This is a genomic window from Streptomyces sp. TLI_55 (assembly GCF_900206255.1).
Lineage (GTDB): Bacteria > Actinomycetota > Actinomycetes > Streptomycetales > Streptomycetaceae > Streptomyces > Streptomyces aquilus.
Genome location: NZ_OAOJ01000001.1, coordinates 8,862,196 through 8,885,742, shown reverse-complemented (window position 1 = coordinate 8,885,742; position 23,547 = coordinate 8,862,196). Strand labels below are relative to the sequence as shown.

Annotated in this window: 14 protein-coding genes; 6 read left to right on the top strand and 8 right to left on the bottom strand. The window is 70.4% G+C overall.

Annotated elements, in window-relative coordinates; translation table 11 throughout:
- Positions 1-197: 197 nt before the first annotated feature.
- From CRP56_RS40570 to CRP56_RS40560, 3 genes are all read right to left on the bottom strand, one after another.
- Positions 198-3,410, bottom strand: coding sequence for a cytochrome P450 (locus tag CRP56_RS40570; RefSeq protein WP_097272799.1), 3,213 nt, complete (start codon positions 3,408-3,410; stop codon positions 198-200).
- 223 nt (positions 3,411-3,633) lie between these two features.
- The gene (locus CRP56_RS40565; protein WP_097272797.1) at positions 3,634-4,350 is read right to left on the bottom strand and encodes a GH12 family glycosyl hydrolase domain-containing protein; all 717 of its coding nucleotides are present in this window, start codon (positions 4,348-4,350) and stop codon (positions 3,634-3,636) included.
- Between the two features lie 127 nt (positions 4,351-4,477).
- Entirely contained in the window at positions 4,478-6,835 is a 2,358-nt protein-coding gene (locus CRP56_RS40560; RefSeq protein WP_097272795.1) for a sialidase family protein, read from the bottom strand.
- Positions 6,836-7,201: 366 nt separating this feature from the next.
- Here CRP56_RS40560 and CRP56_RS40555 point away from each other — a divergent pair, with 366 nt between their 5' ends.
- Both CRP56_RS40555 and CRP56_RS40550 read left to right on the top strand, forming a co-directional pair.
- Entirely contained in the window at positions 7,202-8,584 is a 1,383-nt protein-coding gene (locus CRP56_RS40555) for a condensation domain-containing protein (protein ID WP_097272792.1), read from the top strand.
- A gap of 135 nt (positions 8,585-8,719) precedes the next feature.
- Positions 8,720-9,922, top strand: a complete 1,203-nt coding sequence (locus CRP56_RS40550) for a low temperature requirement protein A (protein ID WP_097272790.1) — start codon at positions 8,720-8,722, stop codon at positions 9,920-9,922.
- 37 nt (positions 9,923-9,959) lie between these two features.
- On the opposite strand, the gene CRP56_RS40545 is transcribed toward CRP56_RS40550, so the two are convergent.
- Positions 9,960-10,916, bottom strand: a complete 957-nt coding sequence (locus CRP56_RS40545) for an alpha/beta fold hydrolase (protein ID WP_097272788.1) — start codon at positions 10,914-10,916, stop codon at positions 9,960-9,962.
- Between the two features lie 104 nt (positions 10,917-11,020).
- Here CRP56_RS40545 and CRP56_RS40540 point away from each other — a divergent pair, with 104 nt between their 5' ends.
- Positions 11,021-11,608, top strand: a complete 588-nt coding sequence (locus CRP56_RS40540) for a TetR/AcrR family transcriptional regulator (RefSeq protein ID WP_097272786.1) — start codon at positions 11,021-11,023, stop codon at positions 11,606-11,608.
- Between the two features lie 238 nt (positions 11,609-11,846).
- The gene (locus CRP56_RS40535; protein WP_097272784.1) at positions 11,847-14,273 is read left to right on the top strand and encodes a SpoIIE family protein phosphatase; all 2,427 of its coding nucleotides are present in this window, start codon (positions 11,847-11,849) and stop codon (positions 14,271-14,273) included.
- A gap of 49 nt (positions 14,274-14,322) precedes the next feature.
- Here CRP56_RS40535 and CRP56_RS40530 read toward each other — a convergent pair whose 3' ends face one another.
- A complete protein-coding gene (locus CRP56_RS40530) occupies positions 14,323-14,706 on the bottom strand; it encodes an STAS domain-containing protein (RefSeq protein ID WP_097272782.1) in 384 nt (127 codons plus the stop codon).
- A 212-nt stretch (positions 14,707-14,918) separates the two neighbouring features.
- Here CRP56_RS40530 and CRP56_RS40525 point away from each other — a divergent pair, with 212 nt between their 5' ends.
- Positions 14,919-15,254 (top strand): STAS domain-containing protein, encoded by a 336-nt coding sequence (locus CRP56_RS40525; RefSeq protein WP_097272780.1) that lies wholly within the window; start codon positions 14,919-14,921, stop codon positions 15,252-15,254.
- Positions 15,255-15,694: 440 nt separating this feature from the next.
- Positions 15,695-16,135: an ATP-binding protein gene (locus CRP56_RS40520; RefSeq protein WP_097272778.1), complete on the top strand. Its 441-nt coding sequence runs from the start codon at positions 15,695-15,697 to the stop codon at positions 16,133-16,135.
- Here the strand turns inward: CRP56_RS40520 and CRP56_RS40515 are convergent.
- The 3 genes from CRP56_RS40515 to CRP56_RS40505 form a co-directional block, all read right to left on the bottom strand.
- Positions 16,114-16,545, bottom strand: coding sequence for an ATP-binding protein (locus tag CRP56_RS40515; RefSeq protein WP_097272776.1), 432 nt, complete (start codon positions 16,543-16,545; stop codon positions 16,114-16,116). The two genes, CRP56_RS40520 and CRP56_RS40515, sit on opposite strands and share 22 nt — an antisense overlap.
- A 115-nt stretch (positions 16,546-16,660) precedes the next feature.
- Positions 16,661-19,180, bottom strand: coding sequence for a SpoIIE family protein phosphatase (locus CRP56_RS40510; protein ID WP_097272774.1), 2,520 nt, complete (start codon positions 19,178-19,180; stop codon positions 16,661-16,663).
- Between the two features lie 76 nt (positions 19,181-19,256).
- A complete protein-coding gene (locus CRP56_RS40505) occupies positions 19,257-23,510 on the bottom strand; it encodes a HAMP domain-containing protein (protein ID WP_097272772.1) in 4,254 nt (1,417 codons plus the stop codon).
- Positions 23,511-23,547 lie beyond the last annotated feature (37 nt).

Here is a 23,547-nt window from a genome sequence, read left to right as displayed (position 1 = left end):
CCAGCGGCCCTCGGTGGGGCGCGGAGCGTGCGACAGGCATGAGAACCTCACGAGTTCGGGAGGGGGCGGGGCACGAGGTGCAAAGCGGCGGGACGCAGGGTGAAAAGGACAGGGCCACGGACCTGGGGGGAGTGGTGTCCGTGGCCCTGTCGCTCGGTGGGGTGTGCGGTGGACGTCGGCCCCCGCACACCGGGCGGTCAGCCGGCCCAGACGTCCTCGACGTAGGTGCCGGACTCGATCAGGGCGTTCAGCCAGGCGCTCGCCTCGTCGTCACCGGCGCCGGTGTACATGCGGTAGATCGCCATGAACGCCTCCCGCACCGCAGGAGCCATGCGGCGCCCGTCGCCGCAGATGTAGACGCGGCCGCCGGCCTCCAGTGCCGCCCAGACCTCGTCGCTCTCCTTGGCGATGCGGTCCTGGACGAAGCGGGCACCGTCCTCGGGGGCGCAGGAGAAGGTGGGGCGCATGCTGACGGCTCCGGCCGCCTCGGCCGCCTCGAACTCCGCGCGGTGGAGGTAGTCGACGTCGGGGTGGTCGCAACCGAAGTAGCACAGCAGGGTGCCGGTCGACCGGGTGTGGCGGCGGTCGAGGACGGCACCTCGGAAGGGGGCCAGGCCGGTGCCGGCGCTGACCAGGATCACGGGTACGGAGTCGTCCTCGGGCAGACGGAAGGCCTCGCTGCAGGGCAGCACCCGGGCCTGGACGGTGTCGCCGGCCTTCACGGTCCGGAGGTAGTGCGAGCCGATGCCACGGAAGGTGCCGTCGCCGCGGCGGTGGGGCGCGGCGAGCAGCGACACCATCAGGTCGACCTCGCCGGGTGCCGCCGCGGCGGACGAGGAGACCGAGTAGTGGCGCGGGCGCAGGACGGGCAGGAGTTCCAGGAAGACCTCGAACGGGAGCTCGCAGGCCCGGTAGCGCTCCAGCAGGTCCAGGACGCTGTGTCCGGCGACGGTCACCTGCTCGCGGAAGGTCTCCTCGTCCGCCGCCGCGAGCTCGGCCAGGGGGCGCTTCTCGGGCGGGCAGGCGGTGTGCTCGGCGAGTACGGCGACCTGTTCCCGGGTGGCGGCATCCTGCAGTTCGACGAAGTCGGTGAGCAGGCGGCGCAGGGTCAGCGGCCGGTCGACGGGCAGGGCGCCCCGGCTGCGGCGGCGGGCACGGAGCCGGACGGTGCGCTCCAGGTCCAGCGAGAAGCGGTCGGCCACGCGCTGGACGAGGTCGCGCGGGTTGCTCGGCAGGACGGCCAGGTGGTCGCCGGTGCGGTAGGTGACGCCCTCGGGCAGCCGCAGCCTCAGGAACCGCTTGGAACGGCCCAGCCCGTGGTCCATGTCGACCAGTTCGTACGCGTCGAGCACCTCCATCGGCTGGACGCCGTGGCGTGCCGCGAGCCCGCCGATGACCGAGTCGGTCGTGTCCTCCAGCTCGTACAGTCCCGTGTCCTCGTCGGCGTCCTTCTCGGTCCGCTGTACGTTTCCGGCGGCTCCGTACCGCTCCAGCAGGGCGGTCCACAGGTCGCCGGTCCAGCGGTCCACCGTGCCGGCGAAGTCACCTGCGGCGTCCGCGGCGCCACGCTCCAGCAGTGAGGTGGCGCCCGCGGCGGTGAGCTTCTCGTCGATGAGGGTGGGCACGCGCTGGTAGGTGGCGGCCCAGTTGCGGTCGCCGACACCGAGCACGGCGTAGTGAAGGCCGTCGAGCGCGCCGGGCGCCAGGCCCTCCAGCCAGGCGACGAACTCCGTGGCGTCGTCGGTGGGCCTGCCGTTGTAGGAGGCGGCCACGATCACCACCGGCCCGTCACCCGGGGTGAGTTGGCCCACCGCGTCGTTGAGAGGTGCGACGGACGGGGTGAAGCCGTGCTCGTCGCCGTCTTCGGCCAGGTCGCGGGCGATGCCCGCGCAGGTGCCCAGGTTGGAGCCGTGCAGCAGGGTCAGCGCGGTTCCGGTGGCGCGCCGGACGGCGGTGCGGCCCTCGGCGGTGGGGGCGGCGCTCGCGGAGACGGCGGGCAGCCGACGCTCGCCGCTGGTGCGCCGGGCCAGGTTCAGGGTGAACCCGTCGGGCTTGAGGGTGAGGGACTGCTTGATCTTCAGCTGGTAGTTGGCGTGGTCGATCAGGCGGTAGCGGTGGATCACCAGGGCGAGGACCAGCGTCGCCTCGTGCAGCGCGAACTGGCGGCCGATGCAGGCGCGTTCGCCGCTGCCGAACGGCTTGAACAGGTGGACCGGGCGTTCCTCCTCCCGCTCGGGCAGGAACCGGTCGGGGTCGAACAGCTCGACGTTCTCGCCCCAGGCGGGATCGCGGTGCAGCTGCGGGATGAGGATCTGGATCGAATCGCCCTTGCGCACGGCGTACTTCCCGCCGATGACCGTGTCCGCGAGCGGCTCCACCGCGAAAGCGGGCGCCGTCGGCCACAGCCGCAGGCCTTCGTTGAGCACCTGGCGTATGTACGTCAGCTTGCCGATGTCCCCGTAGTCGGGCTCGGGCGCGTCGGCGTCGCCCCACAGGGCGTCGACCTCGGCCTGGGCGCGGGCGAGGACCTCGGGGTGCTTGGTCAGGTAGTACAGGGCGAACGACAGGGCGCCACTGGTGGTCTCGTGACCGGCGATGAGGAACGTGATCGCCTGGTAGCGGATGTTGACGTCGTCCAGGGGCTCACCCGTCACCGCGTGGCGAGTGTGCAGCATGCGCCCGAGCAGGTCGTCGGTGCTCTGATCGCCGGACGCCCGGCGCTGCCGGATCACATCGTCGACGAGGTCCTTCATCAGGGCGACGTCCTCGCGGAACTGCTCCGTCTGCTTCCACTTGAAGAGTTCCGTGCCGGGGATGGACTCCCCCTTGGCCTGGGCGAAGCCCAGAGCCCGCGACAGGGCGGTGACGAAGGGGTGCGGCTCCTCGCGGCTGAACGACTCGAAGTCGTAGCCGAATCCGCACAGGCCGATCGTGTCGAGCGTCAGCCGTGTCATGTCGTCGGCGACGTCCACGGGCTCCGCACCCGCCGCCCGGTCCCACTTCGCGGTCAGCTCGCGGGCGACCTGGAGCATCGTGGCGTGGTAGCCGCGCATCGCGCCGAGGGAGAACGCCGGCATCAGGACGTCGTGCGCCTTGCGCCAGTTGGGCTCGTCGTTGAAGGCGGTGAAGAGCCCGTCGCCGGTGATCTCCCGAACGATGACGAGGTCGGGGTGCACGTTCTTGCGGAACCGGCTCTCGTCCGCCAGCTCGGTGACCAGGTCGAGGCCCGAGGCAAAGTTGATCTCGTTGCCGAAGACGCGGATCTTGAACAGCGGCCCCAGCTCGGTGGCCTCTTTCATCACATAGTGCAGGCCGTCGACACCACTGGGGATGTCGAACGCGTGGCCGACCAGAGGCAGGGCGGGCCGCTGGGGAATCGGTTCGGTTCCGCGCAGGGTCTCGTGGGTCATGAGCTGCCTTTCGTTCCGCACAGGCTGTCGCTGACCAGAACTATACGAGCGACATTGTCACTCGACAATGTCAGTCGATTGTGGCAACTGACACAGTCGATCGACGGAACCATGCGGGGCCCTGTCCGTCCGCCCGGACCCAAGCCCCCGCAGGGGGCATGCCGCAACGCAAGAGGTCCCTCCCGCGACGCACGTCGCGGGAGGGACCTCTGCTGGTGGGGCGTCAGAAGCCCACGGCGCCCCAGGAGTGGGCGGTGTAGTCACCCGGCCCGAACTCCCAGCCGGCCATGACGCTGTTGAGGTAGTGGTCGCCGGTGTAGAAACCCCTGTTCTGGCCGTAGTTGAAGAACGGGGTGAGGCTGCCGGACCACCAGCCGGACTTGCTCCTGTCCAGGAAGCTGAGGGTGTGGCCGCCGTTGCTCCAGGTGTACTCGTAGATGTCCCAACTACGGCCGCCCAGGCTGACGTTGGTCGCGGCCGGGACCGCGTTGCCGCTCGCGTCGTAGTGGTCGGCCAGCGGTTTGGTGTTGTACCAGTTGAGCCAGATCATGATCTCGGTCTTGGAGTTGCGGTCGGTCGGTGCGGGGTAGGGGTCGATGAAGATGTCGTACGCGGCGTCGTAGTAGGAGCCGGACTTCGGGGATGCCGACTGGCTGAACCACGAGGTGTTGTTGGGACTGACGTCGCGCATCTTCTTGGGGAGCGTGGTCACCGGCGACGAATAGCCCCAGTCCTTGCCGTTGACCATGGCGACGAAGCCGGTGCCGGTCGAGGAGTTCACGCCCCAGTTGTTGTCGTCGCTGTACCACGTCGAGGCGTTGCCGCCGGTCGCGTAGTACTTGAACCAGTACGTCTGTGACGCTGCCACCGCCGAGTTCGGCAAGGTGAGGACGAGAGCCAGAGCCGCGAACAGCGCGGCCCAGCCGATACGGATTTTCATCAGCCCTCCGGAATGTGTGTGGAGTGGGGGGATCACACAGGAGAGGAAGTCGGTCGTCCTGCCCTGGCGGCAGGGCCACGTCGGTCCCCTCTTCGGGACCGTGGGTGCGGAGCGCGGTGACCCGAAGTCAGGCCTCACTCGGGTCGCCGTAGATGACCCCGCGTCCGTTGGTGCCGAAGTAAACGCGGCCGTAGACCCGGGGGTCTCCGGTCATGGTGTTGCCGGTCCAGGCGTACTGGTGCCGGTCGTCGTTGATGCGGATCCACGTGCGGCCCGCGTCGTCGGACCGGAAGATGCCGCGCACACCGTGGATCTTGGAGCTGGTGTAGACGGCGGGGTAGGTGGCACCGGGTGCGGCCTTGCCGAATCCGACGACGTCGCCTTCGTCCACCGCCTCGAACCTGGTGAAGGACGTACCGGAGTCGGTCGACCGCCACAGTCCGTACGGCGTGGGGGTGGCGGGCTTGGTGGTGCCGCCGGCCAGCCAGATGTCGCCCTCGTGGCCCGGGACCGGCTTGAATCGGACGTTCCCCGCGACGGGCAGACCGGTCGCCGCCGTGGCCGTGAAGGTCTTGCCGCCGTCCGTGCTGAGGTAGAAGACGCCGGAGGCGTAGGCGTAGAACGTCGCCGGGTTCACCCGGTCGGAGCGTACGGGGGCTCCGGCCGGCACCCCCTTCGAAGCCGTCCAGGTCGCTCCGTGGTCGTCGGACCAGCTGACCGGCGCGCCGGCCGGTGACCAGACGACGCGTCTGCCGTCGGCGCTGATGGCGACGGCCTGGTCCTCGACTCCGGGGCCGGTGACACCGGAGGGTTCACTGCCCGACGGCTTCCAGGTGCCCCCGCTGTCGGTGGAGACGGCGAAGTGCTGGGTCCAGCCGCTGGTGGGGTGGCCGACGCGCACGATGGTGTGGGGCGCCAGCTCCGCGTAGTCCAGGGCCGGGGTGCCGCCGAAGGTCGGGCTGTCGTACATCTTCGGCGCCTTGCGGAAGTCCGTGTGCCGGAAGCCGCCGACATCGCCGACGCCGGAGAAGAGGTGCGCCGCGCCGACGGGCGGGCTGATCACCGCCAGGACGGAGGTTTCCTCCAGCCCCTTGGCCCGCACGGACAGGTGCACCGTGCCGCCGCTGTCCCAGTCGGTCAGGTTGTCCGCGCCGTAGATCGTCGCGCCGGTGCCGTACATGAAGTGGCCGGAGTCGAAGGGGTCGATCTGGACGGACTCCATCATCCAGCCCAGCTTGGGGGTCATCTCCGGCAGCGACGGCGAGGCGTTCCAGGTCAGCCAGGGGGCGGCGGAGATGTCGATGTCGTAGCGCAGGGTGCGCTCGGAGTTCGGGCCGGACTCCCACGCGGGGGTCCAGCTCGCGCCGCCGTCGGTGGAGCGGAAGAGGAGGCAGTCCGGGTACCACTTGACCTGGGTGGACACCATCAAGGTGTCCGGGTTCTGCCGGTCGATGGTCAGGCCGCTGTAGCCGTACTGGTTGTCGTCGCTGGTGGACGGGACCGGGCTGATGCGGGTCCAGGTGTCGGTGGCGGTGTCCAGCTTCCACACGTCGCCCCTGGAACCGTCGTACGGGCCCGCGGTGTTGCTGGTCGCCAGGTACAGGTAGCCGCCGACATGGTCGAAGACCGCGTGGTGCGGGATGAAGCCGGTGGGCTGCCCCGGCACGCGTTCCCAGGTCGCGCCCGCGTCGGTCGACCGGTACAGGATGTTGTCCTTGTCGGCGACGGTGACGTAGAGGGTCCGGGTGGCCTTCCCCGCTCTGCCGGTGCGCTTGTCGAAGACGACTTGCAGCACGCCCAGGTTGTCGCCGTTGGGACCGTCGGTGTCGGTCGGGTCGGGGACGAAGTTGCCCGCGTTCGGGAAACTGGTGACCTTCGCGAAGGTCTTGCCGTGGTCGGTGCTGCGCCACAGCCCGTGGCCCCCGCGCACGCCCAGGTAGAGGATCCTGTTGCGGTGAGGGTCGATCGCCAGCCGCTCACCGATGCCCCGACCGGGCATGTTGCCGCCCAGCCGGAACGGCAGCGGGGTGGTCTTCCAGGTGCGGCCGCGGTCGGTCGAGCGCAGGATCGCCGCCAGGCTCGGGTCCCATTCGGGCATGGGGTAGGTGCCCGCCGCCAGGTAGACGCGGTCGGGGTCGGCCTCGTCGGTGGCGATGCTGATGATGCCGGTGTGTCCGTACTCGTCCCAGCCGACCCAGTCGGTGAGGGGGATCCACCGTCTGGTCTTCGTGTCGAGGCGGTAGGCGCCGCCGATGTCGGTACGGGCGTACACGAGCCCGGGTTCGGACTGGTTGAAGACAATGCCCGTGACGAAGCCGCCGCCGACTATCTCCGCGTTGCGGAAGGTGTAGGGCACGCGTCGGGCCTTTCCCGCCGTGGGGGCGGACGCGGCGGAGGCAGTGGAGGGGGCGAGCACAGGGAGCGCGGCTGCGGCCGCGCCGGCGGCCAGCAGCCCTCGCCGGGAGAGGTCCTGGGCATCACTCATGACGGGTCCTTGCCTTTCGGGTGCAGGTCCGTACGGGTCTGCGCACAGGCAGCGGGCCCATGGGCTCCGACGTGGTCGGAGGTGGGTGCGCGGACGCTGCGGGGGGATGGGAGTAGTCCTTGTCGATGCGCTTCGACGTTTCGGTGACACTAAGGCGGTGTTTCCCGGGCGACAACGGGCCGCTCCGGTCACTTTTTGGTAACAGGCGCGTTCGGAAGCCGCATCACACGACTGTGCGACACGTGATTGACACACGACCCAGCGCCATGCCAACGTCGAAGCGCTTCGACTACGTTCCCCACCGTGCGCCGTTCCCGAGACATGGCGCCGGCGGGTCGCCGACGTACCGGAGGAGGCCGGGCGGACATGCGACAGATCGCACGCCACGACGTCGTCTTCGTCGCCGGCACCGCCGGAGAGCATGAACTGACCTGGTCGCAGAAGGCCCATGCACGCGACGGATGCCACCCCCGTCTCCACGGCCCCCGCAACAGGAACCAACGGATGGCGCGGCTGCTCGACAGCACACCCGACATGGCCGCGCTGCTTCATGCCTTCGCCGCGGTCATGGCGCACTTCGAGGCGCTGCGCACGCTGTATCCGCGCGCCGCGGACGGCCACCCTCGCGCGGTCGTCGTCGCCTCCGGCGTGCTCCAGGTCGACGAGTACGCCTGCGACGCCCCGGTGACGAGGGACGAGCTGAGCGCTCTCACCCTTCGGCTGGCCGAGCCCGGATTCGGCCCGGACGACCTGCCGTTACGGGCCGCCGTCGTCACCGTGGACGGCAGACCCCGCCACATCGCACTGTCGTTGCACCACTTCTCGGCGGACACGACGGCCGCCCGGATCGTGGCCGAACGCCTGGCCCGACTGGCGGCCGATCCGGGCGCCGACCTCGGTACGGGGTGGCAGCCGCGGCAGATCGCGAGCTTCGAAGGCAGTCCCTCGGGGCTGCGGCACGCCCATCGTGTCGACGCCCACGACCGGGCCATGCTCCGTCAGTCCGCCATGCCCGAACTCCAGCTGCCCGGAAGCCACGAGGGCGCCCTCTACAACTTCGTATGCCTCGACTCGGCGGCGGTCGCGCTCGCGGCAGCCGGACTGGCGAAGCAGTACCGGACCTCCGCGGCCGCCGTCCTGCAAGCCGCATACGCCTGCGTGCTCGCCGATCACCTCGGCATCGCGAAGTGCGTGTTCAACACCGTGATGGCCAACCGGCAGACCGCCTTCGCCCGCGACGCGGTGGCCCATGTCGCCGGCAGGGCCCTGGTCCCGGTCGACACCTCCCTGGGCAGTGAACGGTTCCCGGCACTGTGCCGTGCCGTCGACGCGGCACTCGTCAGATCCGCCTCCGTCAGCCTGCGGGAACCCGAGCGCTACGCCAGATCCCTGGACGAGGCCTCCGACGAACTGGGCCGCTCCGCGGACAACCCGTACATGGTCAACATCCGTCCCATTGCGCCCCGCACGCTGATCCGAGCCCGCGTGGACACAGCGCGGCAGGACTTCGAGCGAGCCATGACGACCAGCCGGTACGGACGATTCCCCAAAACCGTCGACACGTACGCCGGCAAGCTCTGCTTCATCGTGTGGGACATGGCCGAAACGGCCGGCATCAGTCTCGGGACGGACGCGGCATCGTTCGACGCGGCGGATCTCGAACAGATACTGCGGTCCTTCGAGAGGCGGCTGGTCGGAACGGCGATCGGCGCTCACGCCGCGCGGAGCGGCTCCTTCGCCGACGCATAGGGGTACGAACAAGCGCCTCGGATTCCGCTGTGTACGCGGGAAGCGAACTCCCGTACCCGGCAACGACCATCTCTGGCCATGACCAGTGGGTTATCGTTCCGCCGGTGGGCGGTGGGGCGCCCCGAAGGGGGAGTTGTGGGAGCGAATGGCGAGGGGTCGCGGCTGGTCGCGACCGAGGGCGGCCACCGGGTGACACCGGCCGAGCTCTTCTTCGACTTGGTGTTCGTGTATGCGATCACTCAGGTCACCGCACTGATGGCGGCCGACCCGAGCGCGCTGCGGCTGCTCGGCGGGATGGTCGCGCTGGCGCTGCTGTGGTGGTGCTGGTGCTGTTTCGCCTGGCTGGGGAACGTCGTACGGGCCGACTCCGGCGCGATGTTCACCGTGCTGGTGTCCGTGATGGCCGTTGTCCTGATCGTGTCGCTGGCCGTGCCCGAGATCTACGACGACGCGCCCGGCGGACTGCCCGCCCCGTTGGTCTTCGTCCTGTGCTACGGCGCCGTCCGCGTCCTTCACCTGGTCACGTACTGGCTGTCGGATCCCACCGATCAGGCCCTGCACCACGTCCTGCGCCGCACCGCCCTGGTCTCGGTGACCCCGCCGTTCGCCCTGCTCCTCATCGGTGCGGCGTTCACCGGCACCACCCGGATCCTGATCTGGCTCGCCGCCGTGCTCATCGACTACCTGGGCATCTTCCTCACCGGAAAGTCGGGCTGGCGGGTCGCCTCACCCGGCCATTTCGCCGAACGCCACGGCCTGATCGTCATCATCGCCCTCGGCGAGTCGATCGTCGCCATCGGCGTCGGTGTCTCCGGCTTCGCGCTGAGCACCCCGGTCCTGGCCGGTGCCGCCCTGGGGCTGCTCGTTTCCGTAGGGCTGTGGCGCCTGTACTTCCGCCAGCTCGCCGAGACGGTCGAGCATCGGCTGACCGCGGTGACCGGCGACGACCGCACCCGGCTGGCCCGTGACGCGTACACCTTCCTCCACCTTCCCCTGGTGGCCGGAATCGTCATCACCGCCCTCGGCATGAAGAAGACCCTCACGCAGATCGCCGACACCGGCCACTACGACCTGACGGAACCCCTCCACGGAGTCGTTGCCTGGGCCCTGCCCGGCGGCGTGGGCCTGTTCATCCTCGCCTCGGCCGCCCTCCTCTTCCGCACCACGAGCCACCGTTCCCCGCTCCTCCTCGCCGCCGGAGCCGTCTGCCTCGTCGCAGGACCCGCCATCGTCTTCATCCCCTCCCTCGCCGCCCTCGCCCTCCTTGCCGCGCTCGTGACCGCCCTGGTCGTCGTCGAGGACACCACCGTCCGGCCCCAGGTGACCGCGGCCGACTGAGCCCGGAAAAGAGGCGTGTTTCTGCCGTAGCTCCCTGTCACACGTGTGAGCGCCACGTGTCTCTGTAGGGGGCCAGGAACGCGCTCAGGGCCGACAGCATCGGTTCGGGTGCTTCCTCGGCCGGGTAGTGGCCGCACCCGGGCACGACCACCGTCTGCACGTCCTCCGCACCCAGCTTCATCGTGGCGCCGACCGCCGCGCCCACACTCATCTCCCCGCCGATCGCCAGAACGGGAAGGGACAGTGGCCGAGTCCTGCGCTTTTCGTTCTGCGCGATGGTGGAGTCCAGCGCGCGGTAGAACTCGAAACTGCAGCGCAGAGCTTCCGGGTCGGAGGCCAGCACGTCGACGTAGTACTGGACGGCCTGCTCGGGCAGCGGCTTCCCCGCCTTCTTGGCGAACTGGTTTCCGAAGTAGAGCCCTTCCCGTCCTCGGACCAACTGCTCGTTGACTTCTGCCAGGCGGTTGAAGGCGAAGTGCCACAGGCGTTCGTTGGCCTCGCGACTGCCCAGAATGGGAGCGGAGGGGGAAAGTCCGGGGATGGTCGCCTCGGCGACGGCCAGGCGGTCGAGCCGGTCCGGGTGGTCCGCGGCCAGGGCATAGCCGGTCCACATGCCGACGTCATGGCCGACCATGGCGAACCGCTGATGCCCGAGGGAATCCATGAGGGCGACCAGATCACTGGCAAGGGTGCCGGTGTCGTACCCGTCTCGCGGCTTGTCGGACAGGCCGACACCGCGCGGATCGACGGCGACGACGTGAAAGTCCTGGGCGAGTGCGGGCATCAAGAAACGCCAGGCGTACCAGGTCTGCGGCCAGCCGGCCAGCAACAGCAGGGCGGGGCCGGATCCGCCGGTGACGGCGTGCAGACGCACGTCTCCGGTGTCCACGTACCGACTGGTGAAGAGGTCGGCGAAACCCGTCGGGAGTTCCGGCGCGCCGGAGGCCGAACCTGGTCCTTGCGGGGTGGGGAGGTCACTGGACGAGAGATGCATGGCGCCACCCTAGGCATCTTGGATCGATCGGTCAAAGATAGTTTGACCAGTCGGTCCACCATGCTGTTAGCCTCGCGACAGCGGCGTGGATCAGGAGGTGCACCGTGTCGGGCCGGAAGCAGTTCGACGTCGGTACGGCGGTCGACCAGGCGATGCGGGTGTTCTGGGAGCGTGGGTACGCCGACACCTCGCTCGACTCCTTGAGCGCCGCCACCGGTCTCGGCCGGGGTTCGCTCTACGGTGCCTTCGGTAACAAGGAAGCCCTGTTCACCCGGTGCCTCGATCGTTACTCCGCCATCTACGGGACGCGTTTCGAACAGGCACTGGCCGCGCACCCGCACGATCCGGTCCGCTCGGTCGAGGCGTTCTTCGACGTCACCCTGGATCGCATCGCGGATCCATCGGTCCCCGCAGGGTGCCTGGTCGCCCAGTCGGCCGCGCAGTCGTCGACCCTGAGCGCGGAGTGCGGCGCCCGCGTGCGCAGCCTCGTCGCCGCGCAGCAACAGCGGGTACGTACGGCCTTGGCGGGCTCCTCGGCCGACGCTCGATCGCTGGACGAGCTGGCCACATACGTGGTCGCCGTCAACCAATCCCTGGCCGTCCTGAGCCGCATCGGCTCCCCTGACAGCGAGCTGCGATCCGTGGCCCGCGTCGCCTGCTCCACGGTGGCGAACACCATCAGCGCACGCTGACTTCCGACGGTCCGTGAGAGGTACGGGTGCCGAGGAACGGCCAGGACAACCAGAGCCAACGGCTTGCGGCAGCGACCCCAGCTCGGGAAGGGTGTCTTCGGAGCCGGATGAGGATTGTCGCCGCGGCGGTGACCATCGGTTGAGCCGAGCGTGCCGGGGAGCGATCCTGGTGGCACCGCCCGTGACGCGTGGTGCCTGCGGGATCGTCGTCACGGCAGGAACGAGAGTGGGTCGTCCCATGGACAACCGGTCCATCGGCTCCGGTGCGGCACGGGGCACCGGGGTACCAGAGGACTTCGCCGTCGTCATCGATGCCCGGCTGCACGTCATGGCGTGGAGTTCCGGTGCCCAGGCCCTGTTGGGACACACGGCCGACGACGTCGTCGGCCGTCCGGTCGCCGCCCTGCTCGCCGCGGACCTCCCCCACCCCGCCGTTCGGCGATGGGCCGCGGGCGAACCGTGGACCAGCGAGGTGGCGCTGCGCCACCGGGACGGCGACCGGATCGTCGTACGGCTGCGCGGAGCACCGCTGTCGACCGGGGCAACCCGCTCGCTCTGGCTCGTCACGGATGCCACGGTGACCTACGCCTCCGGCCCGCGCGCCGCCGACGCGGCCGAGCTGTGGGACCGCACGCTCGCGCAGCTTCCGCTGCCCGTGGCCGTCTACGACCACCGCAACCGGTTCGTGGCCTGCAACGAAGTGATGAGCCGGGCCATGGGCCTGTCCAGCCAGGAGATGGCAGGCCGGACCCTCACCGAGATCCAGCCGAGCCACAAGGAGACGGACCGCCTCCAGCGCGAGGTCCTGCGCACCGGGGAGGCGCTCCACAGCGAGCAGGCGCCGGGCCGGGGCCTGGGCGAGGTCGACGAGCACGCCTGGTCGGTGTATCTCACCCCGCTCAAAGACCCGGACGGCTCGGTCCAGGGCTTGTCGGCGCTGGTGATCGACACCACCGAGCAGTACTGGGCCCGGCGGCGCCTGGAGGTGCTCAACGAGGCCAGTGCGCGGATCGGGAGCACCCTCGACGTGACGCGGACCTCGGAGGAGCTTGCCGAGGTGGCGGTCGCGGGGTTCGCGGACTTCGTCGTCGTCGACCTGCTGGAGTCCGTCGTCTCCGGGGACGAACCGGAACCGGTGGCGCGCACCGACCAGGTCGTCCTGCGCCGTGCCGCCCATGCCTCGGTGCTCCCCGGGTGTCCCGAGTCCGCGATAGCGGTGGGCGAGCAGGCCACCCGTCCCCCGCACTCCCCCGCGGCCTGGGCACTGCGCACCGGCCGGGGCACCCGGCACCGCATCGGCGACCCGGTGCTGCGCGAGTGGGTAGCGCAGTCCCCGGCGCGCGCCGAGGCGGTACGCCGGTACGGGATGCACTCGATACTGCTCGTCCCGCTGCGCGCCCGCGGCGTCACCTTGGGCCTGGTGTATCTGGTGCGGCACCGCACGCCGGAACCCTTTGGTGACGAGGACCTGCTGCTGGCCGAGGAGATCGCCGCCAGGGCGGCCGTGAGCATCGACAACGCCCGGCGTTACACCCAGGAACGCCGGACCGCGCTCGCCCTTCAGCGCAGTCTGCTGCCCGAGCGGTTGCCCTCCCCGACCGCCGTGGACCTGGCCTACCGGTATCTGCCGGCGGGGTCCGCGAGCGGGGTCGGGGGCGACTGGTTCGACGTCATCCCCCTGTCCGGGGGACGGATCGCCCTCGTGGTGGGTGACGTGGTCGGCCACGGCATCCACGCCTCCGCGACGATGGGGCGCCTGCGCACGGCGGTCCGTACGCTCGCCGACGTCGACCTCGCCCCCGACGAGCTGCTCACCCAGCTCGACGACCTGGTCGTCCGGCTCGACCGGGAGGAGGGGCCCGACGCCCGGGGCTCGACGAGCGCCGCATATGGCGAGGTGGGCGCCACGTGCCTGTACGCCGTCTACGACCCTGTCTCCCGCACCTGCCGGCTGGCCCGCGCCGGTCATCCGCCGCCGGCCCTGGTGACCCCCGACGGGACCGTACGGTTCCTCGACCTGCCCGCCGGCCCGCCGCTCGGCGTCGGGGGGCTGCCGTTCGAAGCCGTCGAGGTCGACCTGGCGGAGGGGAGCCTGCTCGCCCTGTACACGGACGGGCTGATCGAGGCCGCCGACCGGGACATCGACCGGGGTCTCGGCCTGCTGCGGGACGCGCTCAGCCATCCACCGTCCGGCCTGGAGGACATCTGCGACCTGGTGGTCCGCAAGGTGATACCCGCCGCTCCCGCCGACGACATCGTGCTGCTCCTGGCCCGGACGGCCGCGCTGGAGCCCGACCGGGTGCGCACCTGGCGGCTGTCCGCGGATCCCGCCCTCGTCGCCGGGGTCCGCCGGATGGCGAGTGACCAGCTGAGCGTCTGGGGCCTGGCCGAGCTGGCCTTCGCCGTCGAGCTCATCGTCAGCGAACTGGTCACCAACGCCATCCGCTACGGCAGCGCACCCATCGAACTGCGCCTGCTGCGCGGCGACACACTCGTCTGCGAGGTCTCCGACGGCAACAGCACCGCCCCGCACCTGCGGCGGGCCCGCACCTTCGACGAGGGCGGCCGCGGGCTGCTGCTCGTCGCCCAGCTCGCGGACCGCTGGGGCAGCCGGCAGACACCCACCGGAAAGACCATCTGGGCAGAGTTGCCACTGCCGACGTGAGCGTTCCCGTGGCGTCGGTCCTGCGGGGGCTGCGGATCCGTGTCGACCGTCAAGGCTGTCCCTGCTGCTGCGGGTGATCGACCAACTCCAGCGCCTGCTCGACGCTCTCCGACACCGGGACCGTGATGCTCACGCCGGTGAGATCCAGAATCCGGCGCACGGCGGGCTGCGGCGCGATGATGTGCACGCTGCCGGGCAGGTTCCGGGCTTCCTGGTAGACGCGGAGAATGATGTTCATGCCGGAGGAGTCCATGAACGGCACGTCCGTGAGGTCGAGCAGGAAGTGGCGTCGGCCGTGGTGCAGTTGGTTGGCCAGATGATGCTGGAACTCGGTCGCGGTGTCGACGTCCAAATAGCCCTGCACCGTGATCAGGGCCACGTCGTCACGCACCAGGGCGACCTCGACGGACAGGGGGTTCTGGGCAACGGACACGAGTGCCTCCAACGACATGTACTACGGCCGGATCTGATGACGCGCTGGCCTGCGGGTCGCGGCGGGTGCCGCGCATGCGCGCTTACCCCTCGACAGACACCTCATGCCCCCTGCGCACCAGGCCGTTCGACGTTCCCGGCCGTACGTGACACGGTGGGAGGAGCCCAGCGGCCGTTCCCGGCCGCCAACCCCCCAGGAAAGGGGGACCAACCGTGGGCACTCACATCACCGTGAGCCCCGGCGGCTACGCCGCCACGCTGACCGTGCACGACGACATCGACGACCGCGCACGGCCTGCCATCGAAAGCGCGGCGTGCGAGCTGCCGCCTTCCGTGCGGCGGCTCACTCTCGACCTCGCCGGCGTCGGCTTCACGGACTCGGCACTCCTCCACCTCCTCCTCACGGTCGACGGCTGTGTGGCGCGCCGCGGCGGCCTGCTGAGGGTCGTCGGTCTGCGCCCCCAGCCGCGCCGTGTGCTCGCTCTCGCCGCCGATGTGCGCCCTGAGCCCCATTGGGAGGTGTACCTGCGCTCTCCGGGCCCGAACTGACGCTCGCACCCTGTCGCAGTCGGGGGCCGTGCCCGGTACGCGGAGCAAATGCGGCCCGCATGTACGCGGGCGAGCCGGGTATCCGCTGCTGTGGGCACACGGCAGCGGCTCGCCACGATTCGCTGCGCACCGCACGACAGAACACCCGGGACGTCAGCCGGAGAACGGCACTCCGATTCGCCCGGGCGCTGGACGCGACGCCGGAAGGCGCAACCTTGAGGCGCACTCGTCGGTCTCTCCACCGGGACACCGGCCGCCTCCGCCATGCTGCGCAGGCCGCGCGCAGCATGGCGCACGCCGCAGCGGCGCCCCGTGACGGTGGCAGGCCCGTACGACGAAGGCATCGAAAGGCCGTCCGACATGACAGAAAACGCAAGGTACTTCGCCCTCGGCCGGGACCGACGGCCGACTGTGGAGGAGCCCCGGGCACTGGTCCAACGGTGAGCCGGTCCGACCGCACGGCCGTGGTGACGACCGCGGCGTCGGCGCGGGAGTACGCGCGGGCGGTCGTACGGGAGCAGTGGGACACGGAATCCCGCACGGCGCGGGAAGAGGACGTCGTCGATCTGCTGCTCGTCGTCTCCGAACTCGTCAGCAACGCCCTGCGGCACGGTGACGGACTCGCCGCCTTCGAGGCCACCGCCACCCACGACGGGGTCCGGCTGACCGTCCACGACCACAGCGACGAACTTCCCGACGTCGTCCACGGTTCCGGCGCTCTCCCCCTGCCGGGGCAAGGACAGGGTTACGGCTGGCCGATCATCATGCGCCTGGCGCGTGACATCCGCATGGAGCGGCTCCCCGGCGGCGGCAAGGCGATCAGCGTGCTGGTCCCGCTGCGCGGCCGGCCCCAGCCTCCTCACCAGGGCAGAAAGACGTGAATCTCCTTGCCGTCCGACTGTTGGACGACACTGACCTGACTGCACAGCGACTGGATCAGATACCAGCCGACCCCGCCGCCTCCGTCACGGTGGAACGGGCGCGGGGCCGGCGGGGTGCCGCTCGTGTCGTGGACGACGACGTGGACGCCGTCGAAGGTCCTGCGCAGCCGGACCTCGAAGGGGCCCGGCGCGTACTGGACCGCGTTCGCGGTCAGCTCGGCGACGACGAGGAGGACGTCGTCGTGGTGTTCCGGCGCGGTCGGCGGATCCACCCGCGCGAGATCGTCGAGGAAGCGCTCGGTGTCCAGTCGGGCCTCTGTCACGTCATGCAGCTCGCCCCGGTAGCGCATGGCCTGCTCAGGGTCCTTCCCGGACGCCCCACTTCCCTGCCAGCGGTGATCGGTCGTCATCTCGCCTTCCCACCAGGAGCCGCGCCCCTGCCGGCCCGGCTCACTCGTCCCTGCGATTGCCTGTCTTCCCGAAGGCGACGAGGCTACTCATAGGAAAGGCAACCGAACCCCCCGTCTACGTCACCCGGATACCCACGACACAAGTGTCGTCGTCCGTGTCCGACCTGCTGTGGGTGAGCAGGCGGTCCAACTGTTGTTCGAGTACGGGCTGAGGCGCGCGCGCCGTGGTCAGCAGGTGGGTCAGTGACTCCTCCACGGAGCGGTCGCGCCGTTCGATCAGACCGTCCGTGTACATCAGCAGGGTGTCGTCGACGGCCAGTTGCATCTCCTGCTCCTCGTACACCGCCTCCGGTACGGCACCCAGCAGCATCCCCTTGACCAGCGGCAGCGGAGTCGCCTCAGTGCCGCGCACCAGGACCGGCGGCAGATGGCCCGCCCGGGCCCACCGCAGGCTGCGGCGCTCGGGATCGTACAGACCACAGACCGCGGTGGCGGTGACGGCCCCGGTCAAATGGTGGGCCACCATGTTCAGCCAGGACAGCAGTTGGCCCGGTCCGGCACCGGTGACGGCGAGGCCACGCAGCGCGTTGCGCAGCACGACCATGCTGGTGGCGGCCTCGATTCCGTGCCCGGCCACGTCTCCCACGCACAGCAGGACCAGTCCGGCGGGCAGGACGACGGCGTCGTACCAGTCGCCGCCGACCAACTGCTCGGTCTCGGCCGGTCGGTAGCGCACCGCCACCCGCAGTCCGGGCGCCTCCAAGGGGGCCTGCGCCGGCGGCATGATGGCGTGCTGCAACTGGAGTGTCAGCCGGTGGCGTTCACTGGCCTGCTGCTCGGTGTGGGCGAGTTGGTCGCGGGTGGCGGCGAGCGCCACCTCCGTCCAGTGGTGGGCCGAGATGTCCTGGTAGGCGCCTCGTACGAGGTTCAGCCGGCCGTCGGAGTCGAGCACCGGTTCGGCGGCCACCCGCAGATGCCGGGTGACCCCGTCGGGCCGTTGCAGACGGAAGGCCGTGGCAGCGGGCCGGTGGTGGTAGAGCAGAGTGCGCAGGAAGCGGCCGAGGGCGACCGCGTCGTCGGGGTGGGCGTGCGCCGGCAGGTCCTCCAGCGGCACCGGGCCCAGGGAGGTCGGCTGGCCGTAGAGATGGTAGAGCTGGCCGTTCCAGGTGATCTCGCCGGTCAGGAGGTTCTCCTCGAAACCGCCGATGCGGCCCAGGCGCTGGGCGTGCTGGAGCAGGTGGGCCAGGCGTGCCGTCTCGTCCTCTATGCGCCAGATGAGCAGCACGCTGCCGCCGTGGCGGCTGACGCTGATGTCGGCGACCGCGGACAGCGGCACATCGCCGACCAGCGCGGTCAGCCGCATGCGCTGGGCGCGGAACGGCTCTCCCGTGGCGTGCACGCGTTCGACCTGCTCGAACAGTCCGCCGTCGCCCGCGGCCATCGGGTAGGCCTCCAGCAGCAGCGCCCCGTTGACGACGCCTCGCGGCCGGCCCGCGGGGTCCTGGAAGCGGGCGTTGACGTGGTGGATCCGGAAGTCGACGAGTTCGCCGCCCGCGTCGACGTGCGGGACGAGGACCAGTGCGGGGTCGTGGAGTCCGTCGGCCAGGTCCGTCAGCTCGGCGGCGTCGGGCAGGATGCGCGGGCTGCCGTCGGGCCGGCGGAGGGCGTACGTCTCCAGGGTGTGCGCGCACAGCTCCGCCAGTGCCTCGATCTGACGGGCGATCTGCGGGGGCTGGGGCTCCAGCGGGGCCGGCCAGACGATCTCCAGGACTCCGTGGATGCGGCCCGCGGCGGCGGCGGGCATGGCGACCCTGCCGCCGTGCGGGAACTGGTGCTGGCCGACGGAGGGCAGGGCGGTGTCGGACAGGGAGCCGATCCACTGACCGGTACGGGCGGTCAGGCCGCGGCGTGCCACGGTGGTCACGCCCGGCGGTACGTGCCGCCAGCGCCCCGCTTCCGCGCCGGAGAACCCGGCGCTGCCCGCGAGGGTGAGCGATCCGTCGGCGCCCAGGGCCCAGATGGCCACGGCGACGGCGCCCAGCGGGGTCAGCGCGTGCGCCAGGAGGGAGTCGGCGACGGTCTGCGCGTCCTGGGCGGCGGCCAGCGCGGCGCTCTCCGCGGAACGCAGTCCGACGGCGGAGGAACCCTGACCCGCCGTGCCGGGCCCCTGGGGCTGTCCCGTCGTGGCCGCGAGGAAGGCGGCCGTCACCTCGGAGAGCCGGTCGCGCGAGGCCTGGTTGATCACCTCGACGGCGAACTCCAGCGGTGTCACACCGGCTTGTTCGGTGAGCTCGGCCAACTGGCGGGCGGCCTGCGCGGGACCGCACTGCAGGCGTTCGACGAGGATGCCCTTGGCCAGTTCGATCAGGGCCCGCCCGTCCGCTTCCGCCTGGGCGGCGCGTACCTCCCTCCGCAGGCGCTCCACGGTCGACGCGAGCCGTCCGACGGGAGAGATCCGGTCGGCCGCGTCCCCGTCCTCGCCCGGGGCTGTCACGGTGTCCTGTCCACTGCGGGCGGCGGGCAGCGCGGCGGCCACCCGCCCCGAGGCCGGCTCCCCGCAGCTCGCGGGAGCGTCGGCGGGCTGCTCGCCGGTACCGGCGCTCGCGGGGTCGGGGGGCTGCTGGGGTCGGCTCACGATGACGCTGTTCCTCGCTTCGAGGGTCCGGGGAGGGCGGAGGGCCCACGGGGGCCGGCTACGGCGTGGTCCTTCCTCATGCGGGAAGCCAGCGCCGGACGCGGCCGATGAGGTCGTCGGCGTCGACGGGCTTGGTGACGTAGTCGTTGGCGCCCGAGGCGAGGCTCTTCTCCTGATCGCCCGGCATGGCCTTCGCGGTGACGGCGATGATGGGCAGGTCGGCGTACTGCGGCATCTGCCGGATCTCCGCGGTGGCGGCGTAGCCGTCCAGCTCCGGCATCATCACGTCCATCAGCACCAGGGAGATCTCGGGATGGGCGAGCAGCATCTCGATGCCCTTGCGGCCGTTGTCGGCGTGCAGGACCTGGAAGCCGTGCAGTTCCAGCACCCCGCTGAGGGCGAAGAGGTTGCGCGCGTCGTCGTCGACGACGAGGACGGTGCGGCCGAGGAAGGAGTCGTCCATCACCGGTGGAAGGGCCTGATGGGGCTCCTCGGCGCGCACGAGCGGCAGCACGTCACCGGGCTCCTCGGCGGACAGGTGCAGCGTGATCTGTTCACGCAGTTCGTCCAGGCTGGACAGGAAGACCAGGGGACGGCCGCCCGCGCGGGCGCGCAGGGACTTCTCCCAGGCCAGGTCCACCCGCTGGCTGGTGTGGACGAGCACGGGCACGCTGGTCAGCGCCGAGTCGCCCTGCATGGCTTCCAGCAGTTGCGCGCCTTCCTCGTCGGGCATGCCGAGTTCCAGCACCACGCAGTGGCAGGGCTCGGCGGCGAGCGCCGCGGCCGCCTCCTGGGCGCCGACGGCGGTGATGATGTCGACCGCTCCGCGCGCGTCGTCGGGGTTGTGCGCGACGTCCGCGGCCGCGCGTTCGGCGACCAGCGTGAGCAGTCCGCGCAGCCGCTCCTCCACCACGAGCAGGCGGCGCCTGCGCTGCTCGGGCGCCACCAGGGCACCGGCCGGCGCCTCGGTGGAGGCGTCGTCGTCCAGTTGTTCCGGCGACCGGGAGCTGCCGAGCACGTCCTCGAAGTCGGCGCGGGCCACGGGCAGGTAGAGCGTGAAGGTGCTGCCCTGTCCGGGGGTGCTGTCGACGGTGACGGCCCCGCCGAGCAGGTGCGCGATCTCCCGGGTGATCGACAGTCCCAGGCCGGTGCCGCCGTACTTGCGGCTGGTGGTTCCGTCCGCCTGCTGGAACGCGCCGAAGATCGTCTCCAGTTGCTGCGGGGGAATGCCGATGCCGGTGTCCTTGACGCGGAAGGCGACGATCGGTCCGCCGCGCAGGACGCCCAGGGGCACCTCGCGGTCGGCCGCGGGTTCGATCCGCAGTTCCACGCCGCCCTGCTCGGTGAACTTCACCGCGTTCGACAGCAGGTTGCGCAGGATCTGACGCAGCCGGGAGTCGTCGGTGAGCAGGTCGGCGGGGGTGCCCGGTGCGGTGGCCACCGTGAAGTCGAGGCTCTTCTGGGTCGTCATCGGGCGGAACGTCGCTTCGACGTACTCCAGGAGTTTGCGCAGCGGGACGCGCTCGGGGGCGACATCCATCTTGCCGGCCTCGACCTTCGACAGATCGAGGATGTCGTTGATCAGCTGCAGCAGGTCGGAGCCCGCCGAGTGGATGATGCCCGCGTACTCGACCTGCTTCTGGGTGAGGTTGCGTGAGGGGTTCTGAGCGAGCAACTGGGCCAGGATCAGCAGGCTGTTGAGCGGGGTGCGCAGTTCGTGGCTCATGTTGGCCAGGAACTCCGACTTGTACTTGGACGCCAGGGCCAGCTGCTGGGCGCGGGTCTCCAGCTCCTGGCGGGCCTGCTCGATCTCCAGGTTCTTGGCCTCGATGTCCCGGTTCTGCGAGGCCAGGAGGGAGGCCTTCTCCTCCAGTTCGGCGTTGGAGCGCTGCAGTTCGTCCTGCTGGGTCTGCAACTCCTCGGACCGCGACTGCAGTTCGGCGGTCAGCCGCTGGGACTCGTCCAGCAGCTCGTCGGTGCGGGCGTTGGCCACGATGGTGTTGAGGTTGACGCCGATGGTGGGCATCAGCTGGGCCAGGAAGTCCTGGTGGATCTGGGTGAAGGGGATGACGGACGCCAGCTCGATGACGCCGAGGACCTGCTCCTCCATCACGATCGGCAGTACCACGAGAGCGCTGGGCACGGCCTGCCCGAGGCCGGAGGAGATGGTCACGTAGCCCGGCGGCAGATCGTCGACGGCGATGACCCGCCGGCTGCGGGCGGCCTGCCCCACCAGCGAGCGTCCCACGGGGATGCGTACGGGCCGGTCGACGTCGTCGGGCCAGCCGTACGAGCCCACCAGCCGCAGCTCGGGCCCGCCCTCGGTGTCCTCCGCCAGGTAGAAGGCGCCGTACTGGGCGGTGACGAGCGGCGTGAGCTCGTCCATGATCAGTTCGGCGACGACCGGCAGATCCCGGTGGCCCTGCATCAGGCCGGAGATGCGGGCGAGGTTGGTCTTGAGCCAGTCCTGCTCCTGGTTTGCCCGGGTGGTCTCGCGCAGGGACTCCACCATGGAGTTGATGTTGTCCTTGAGTTCGGCGACCTCGCCCGAGGCCTCCACCCTGATGGACCGCGTGAGGTCGCCCTCGGCGACGGCGCTGGCGACCTCGGCGATCGCCCGCACCTGCCGGGTGAGGTTCCCCGCCAGCTCGTTGACGTTCTCCGTGAGGCGCTTCCAGGTGCCCTCGACGCCTTCCACCTCGGCCTGACCGCCCAGCCGGCCCTCACTGCCCACCTCACGGGCGACGCGGGTGACCTCGGCGGCGAACGACGACAGCTGGTCGACCATCGTGTTGATGGTGGTCTTCAGCTCCAGGATCTCGCCGCGGGCGTCGACATCGATCTTCTTCGACAGATCGCCGTTGGCCACGGCCGTCGTCACCAGGGCGATGTTGCGGACCTGGCCGGTGAGGTTGTTGGCCATGGAGTTGACGTTGTCCGTCAGGTCCTTCCACGTGCCGGCCACGTTCGGCACATGCGCCTGTCCCCCGAGCCGGCCCTCGGTGCCGACCTCGCGGGCGACGCGGGTCACCTCGTCGGCGAACGCGGACAGCGTGTCGACCATCGTGTTGATGACGTCGGCCAGGGCGGCGACCTCGCCCTTGGCCTCGACGGTGATCTTCTGTGACAGGTCGCCCCGCGCGACGGCGGTGGCCACCTGGGCGATGGAACGGACCTGGCCGGTCAGGTTCGAGGCCATCACGTTGACGTTGTCCGTCAGGTCCTTCCAGGTCCCCGACACACCACGGACGATCGCCTGGCCGCCCAGATTGCCCTCGGTGCCGACCTCACGGGCCACCCGGGTGACCTCGTCGGCGAACGCCGACAACTGGTCCACCATCGTGTTGATGGTGTTCTTCAACTCCAGGATCTCGCCCCGCGCATCCACCGTGATCTTCTGCGACAGATCACCCTGCGCCACCGCGGTGGCCACCTGGGCCACATTGCGGACCTGCGCGGTGAGGTTGCCTCCCATGAAGTTCACGGAGTCGGTGAGATCCCGCCAGGTGCCCTTGACGCCCTTGACGTCGGCCTGGCCGCCCAGCCGGCCCTCGGTGCCGACCTCACGGGCCACCCGGGTGACCTCGTCGGCGAACGCCGACAACTGGTCCACCATCGTGTTGATGGTGTTCTTCAACTCCAGGATCTCGCCCCGCGCATCCACCGTGATCTTCTGCGACAGATCACCCTGCGCCACCGCGGTCGTCACCTGGGCGACATTGCGGACCTGCGCGGTGAGGTTGCCCGCCATGAAGTTCACGGAGTCGGTCAGGTCCCGCCAGACACCGCCGACCCCTGGGACCTGGGCCTGGCCGCCCAGCCGGCCCTCGCTGCCGACCTCACGGGCCACCCGGGTGACCTCGTCGGCGAACGCCGACAACTGGTCGACCATCGTGTTGACGGTCTCCTTGAGCTGGAGGATCTCGCCCCGCGCTGGCACGTCGATCTTCTGCGACAGATCTCCCTTGGCCACCGCGGTCGCCACCTGGGCGATGTCACGCACCTGGGTGGTGAGGTTGCCCGCCATGGCGTTGACCGAGTCGGTCAGGTCCGCCCAGGTGCCCGACACGCCCGGCACCTCGGCCTGGCCGCCCAGGGTGCCCTCGGTGCCCACTTCGCGGGCCACGCGGGTGACTTCGGAGGTGAACAGCGACAGCTGGTCCACCATGCCGTTGAAGACCGTGGCGATGTCGCCGAGCAGACCCTCGCCGTCGCCCGGCAGCCGGGTGCCGAAGTCACCGTCACGGACGGCGGTCAGTCCCGCCAGGAGCTGCCGCAGTTCCGGCTCCCCCGGGGACCGGTCCACGTCCTCGATCGTCTTGCCGGTCATGCGCACCCTCGTTCCGCTCCCCAAGAGCCCTCTCTCC

What these genes read in the sequence shown, in the direction of transcription:
- CRP56_RS40570 (WP_097272799.1), bottom strand. Translation starts at nt 3,410, where the DNA reads ATGACCCACGAGACCCTGCGCGGAACCGAACCGATTCCCCAGCGGCCC.
- CRP56_RS40565 (WP_097272797.1), bottom strand. Translation starts at nt 4,350, where the DNA reads ATGAAAATCCGTATCGGCTGGGCCGCGCTGTTCGCGGCTCTGGCTCTC.
- CRP56_RS40560 (WP_097272795.1), bottom strand. Translation starts at nt 6,835, where the DNA reads ATGAGTGATGCCCAGGACCTCTCCCGGCGAGGGCTGCTGGCCGCCGGC.
- CRP56_RS40555 (WP_097272792.1), top strand. Translation starts at nt 7,202, where the DNA reads ATGCGACAGATCGCACGCCACGACGTCGTCTTCGTCGCCGGCACCGCC.
- CRP56_RS40545 (WP_097272788.1), bottom strand. Translation starts at nt 10,916, where the DNA reads ATGCATCTCTCGTCCAGTGACCTCCCCACCCCGCAAGGACCAGGTTCG.
- CRP56_RS40535 (WP_097272784.1), top strand. Translation starts at nt 11,847, where the DNA reads ATGGACAACCGGTCCATCGGCTCCGGTGCGGCACGGGGCACCGGGGTA.
- CRP56_RS40515 (WP_097272776.1), bottom strand. Translation starts at nt 16,545, where the DNA reads ATGACGACCGATCACCGCTGGCAGGGAAGTGGGGCGTCCGGGAAGGAC.
- CRP56_RS40505 (WP_097272772.1), bottom strand. Translation starts at nt 23,510, where the DNA reads ATGACCGGCAAGACGATCGAGGACGTGGACCGGTCCCCGGGGGAGCCG.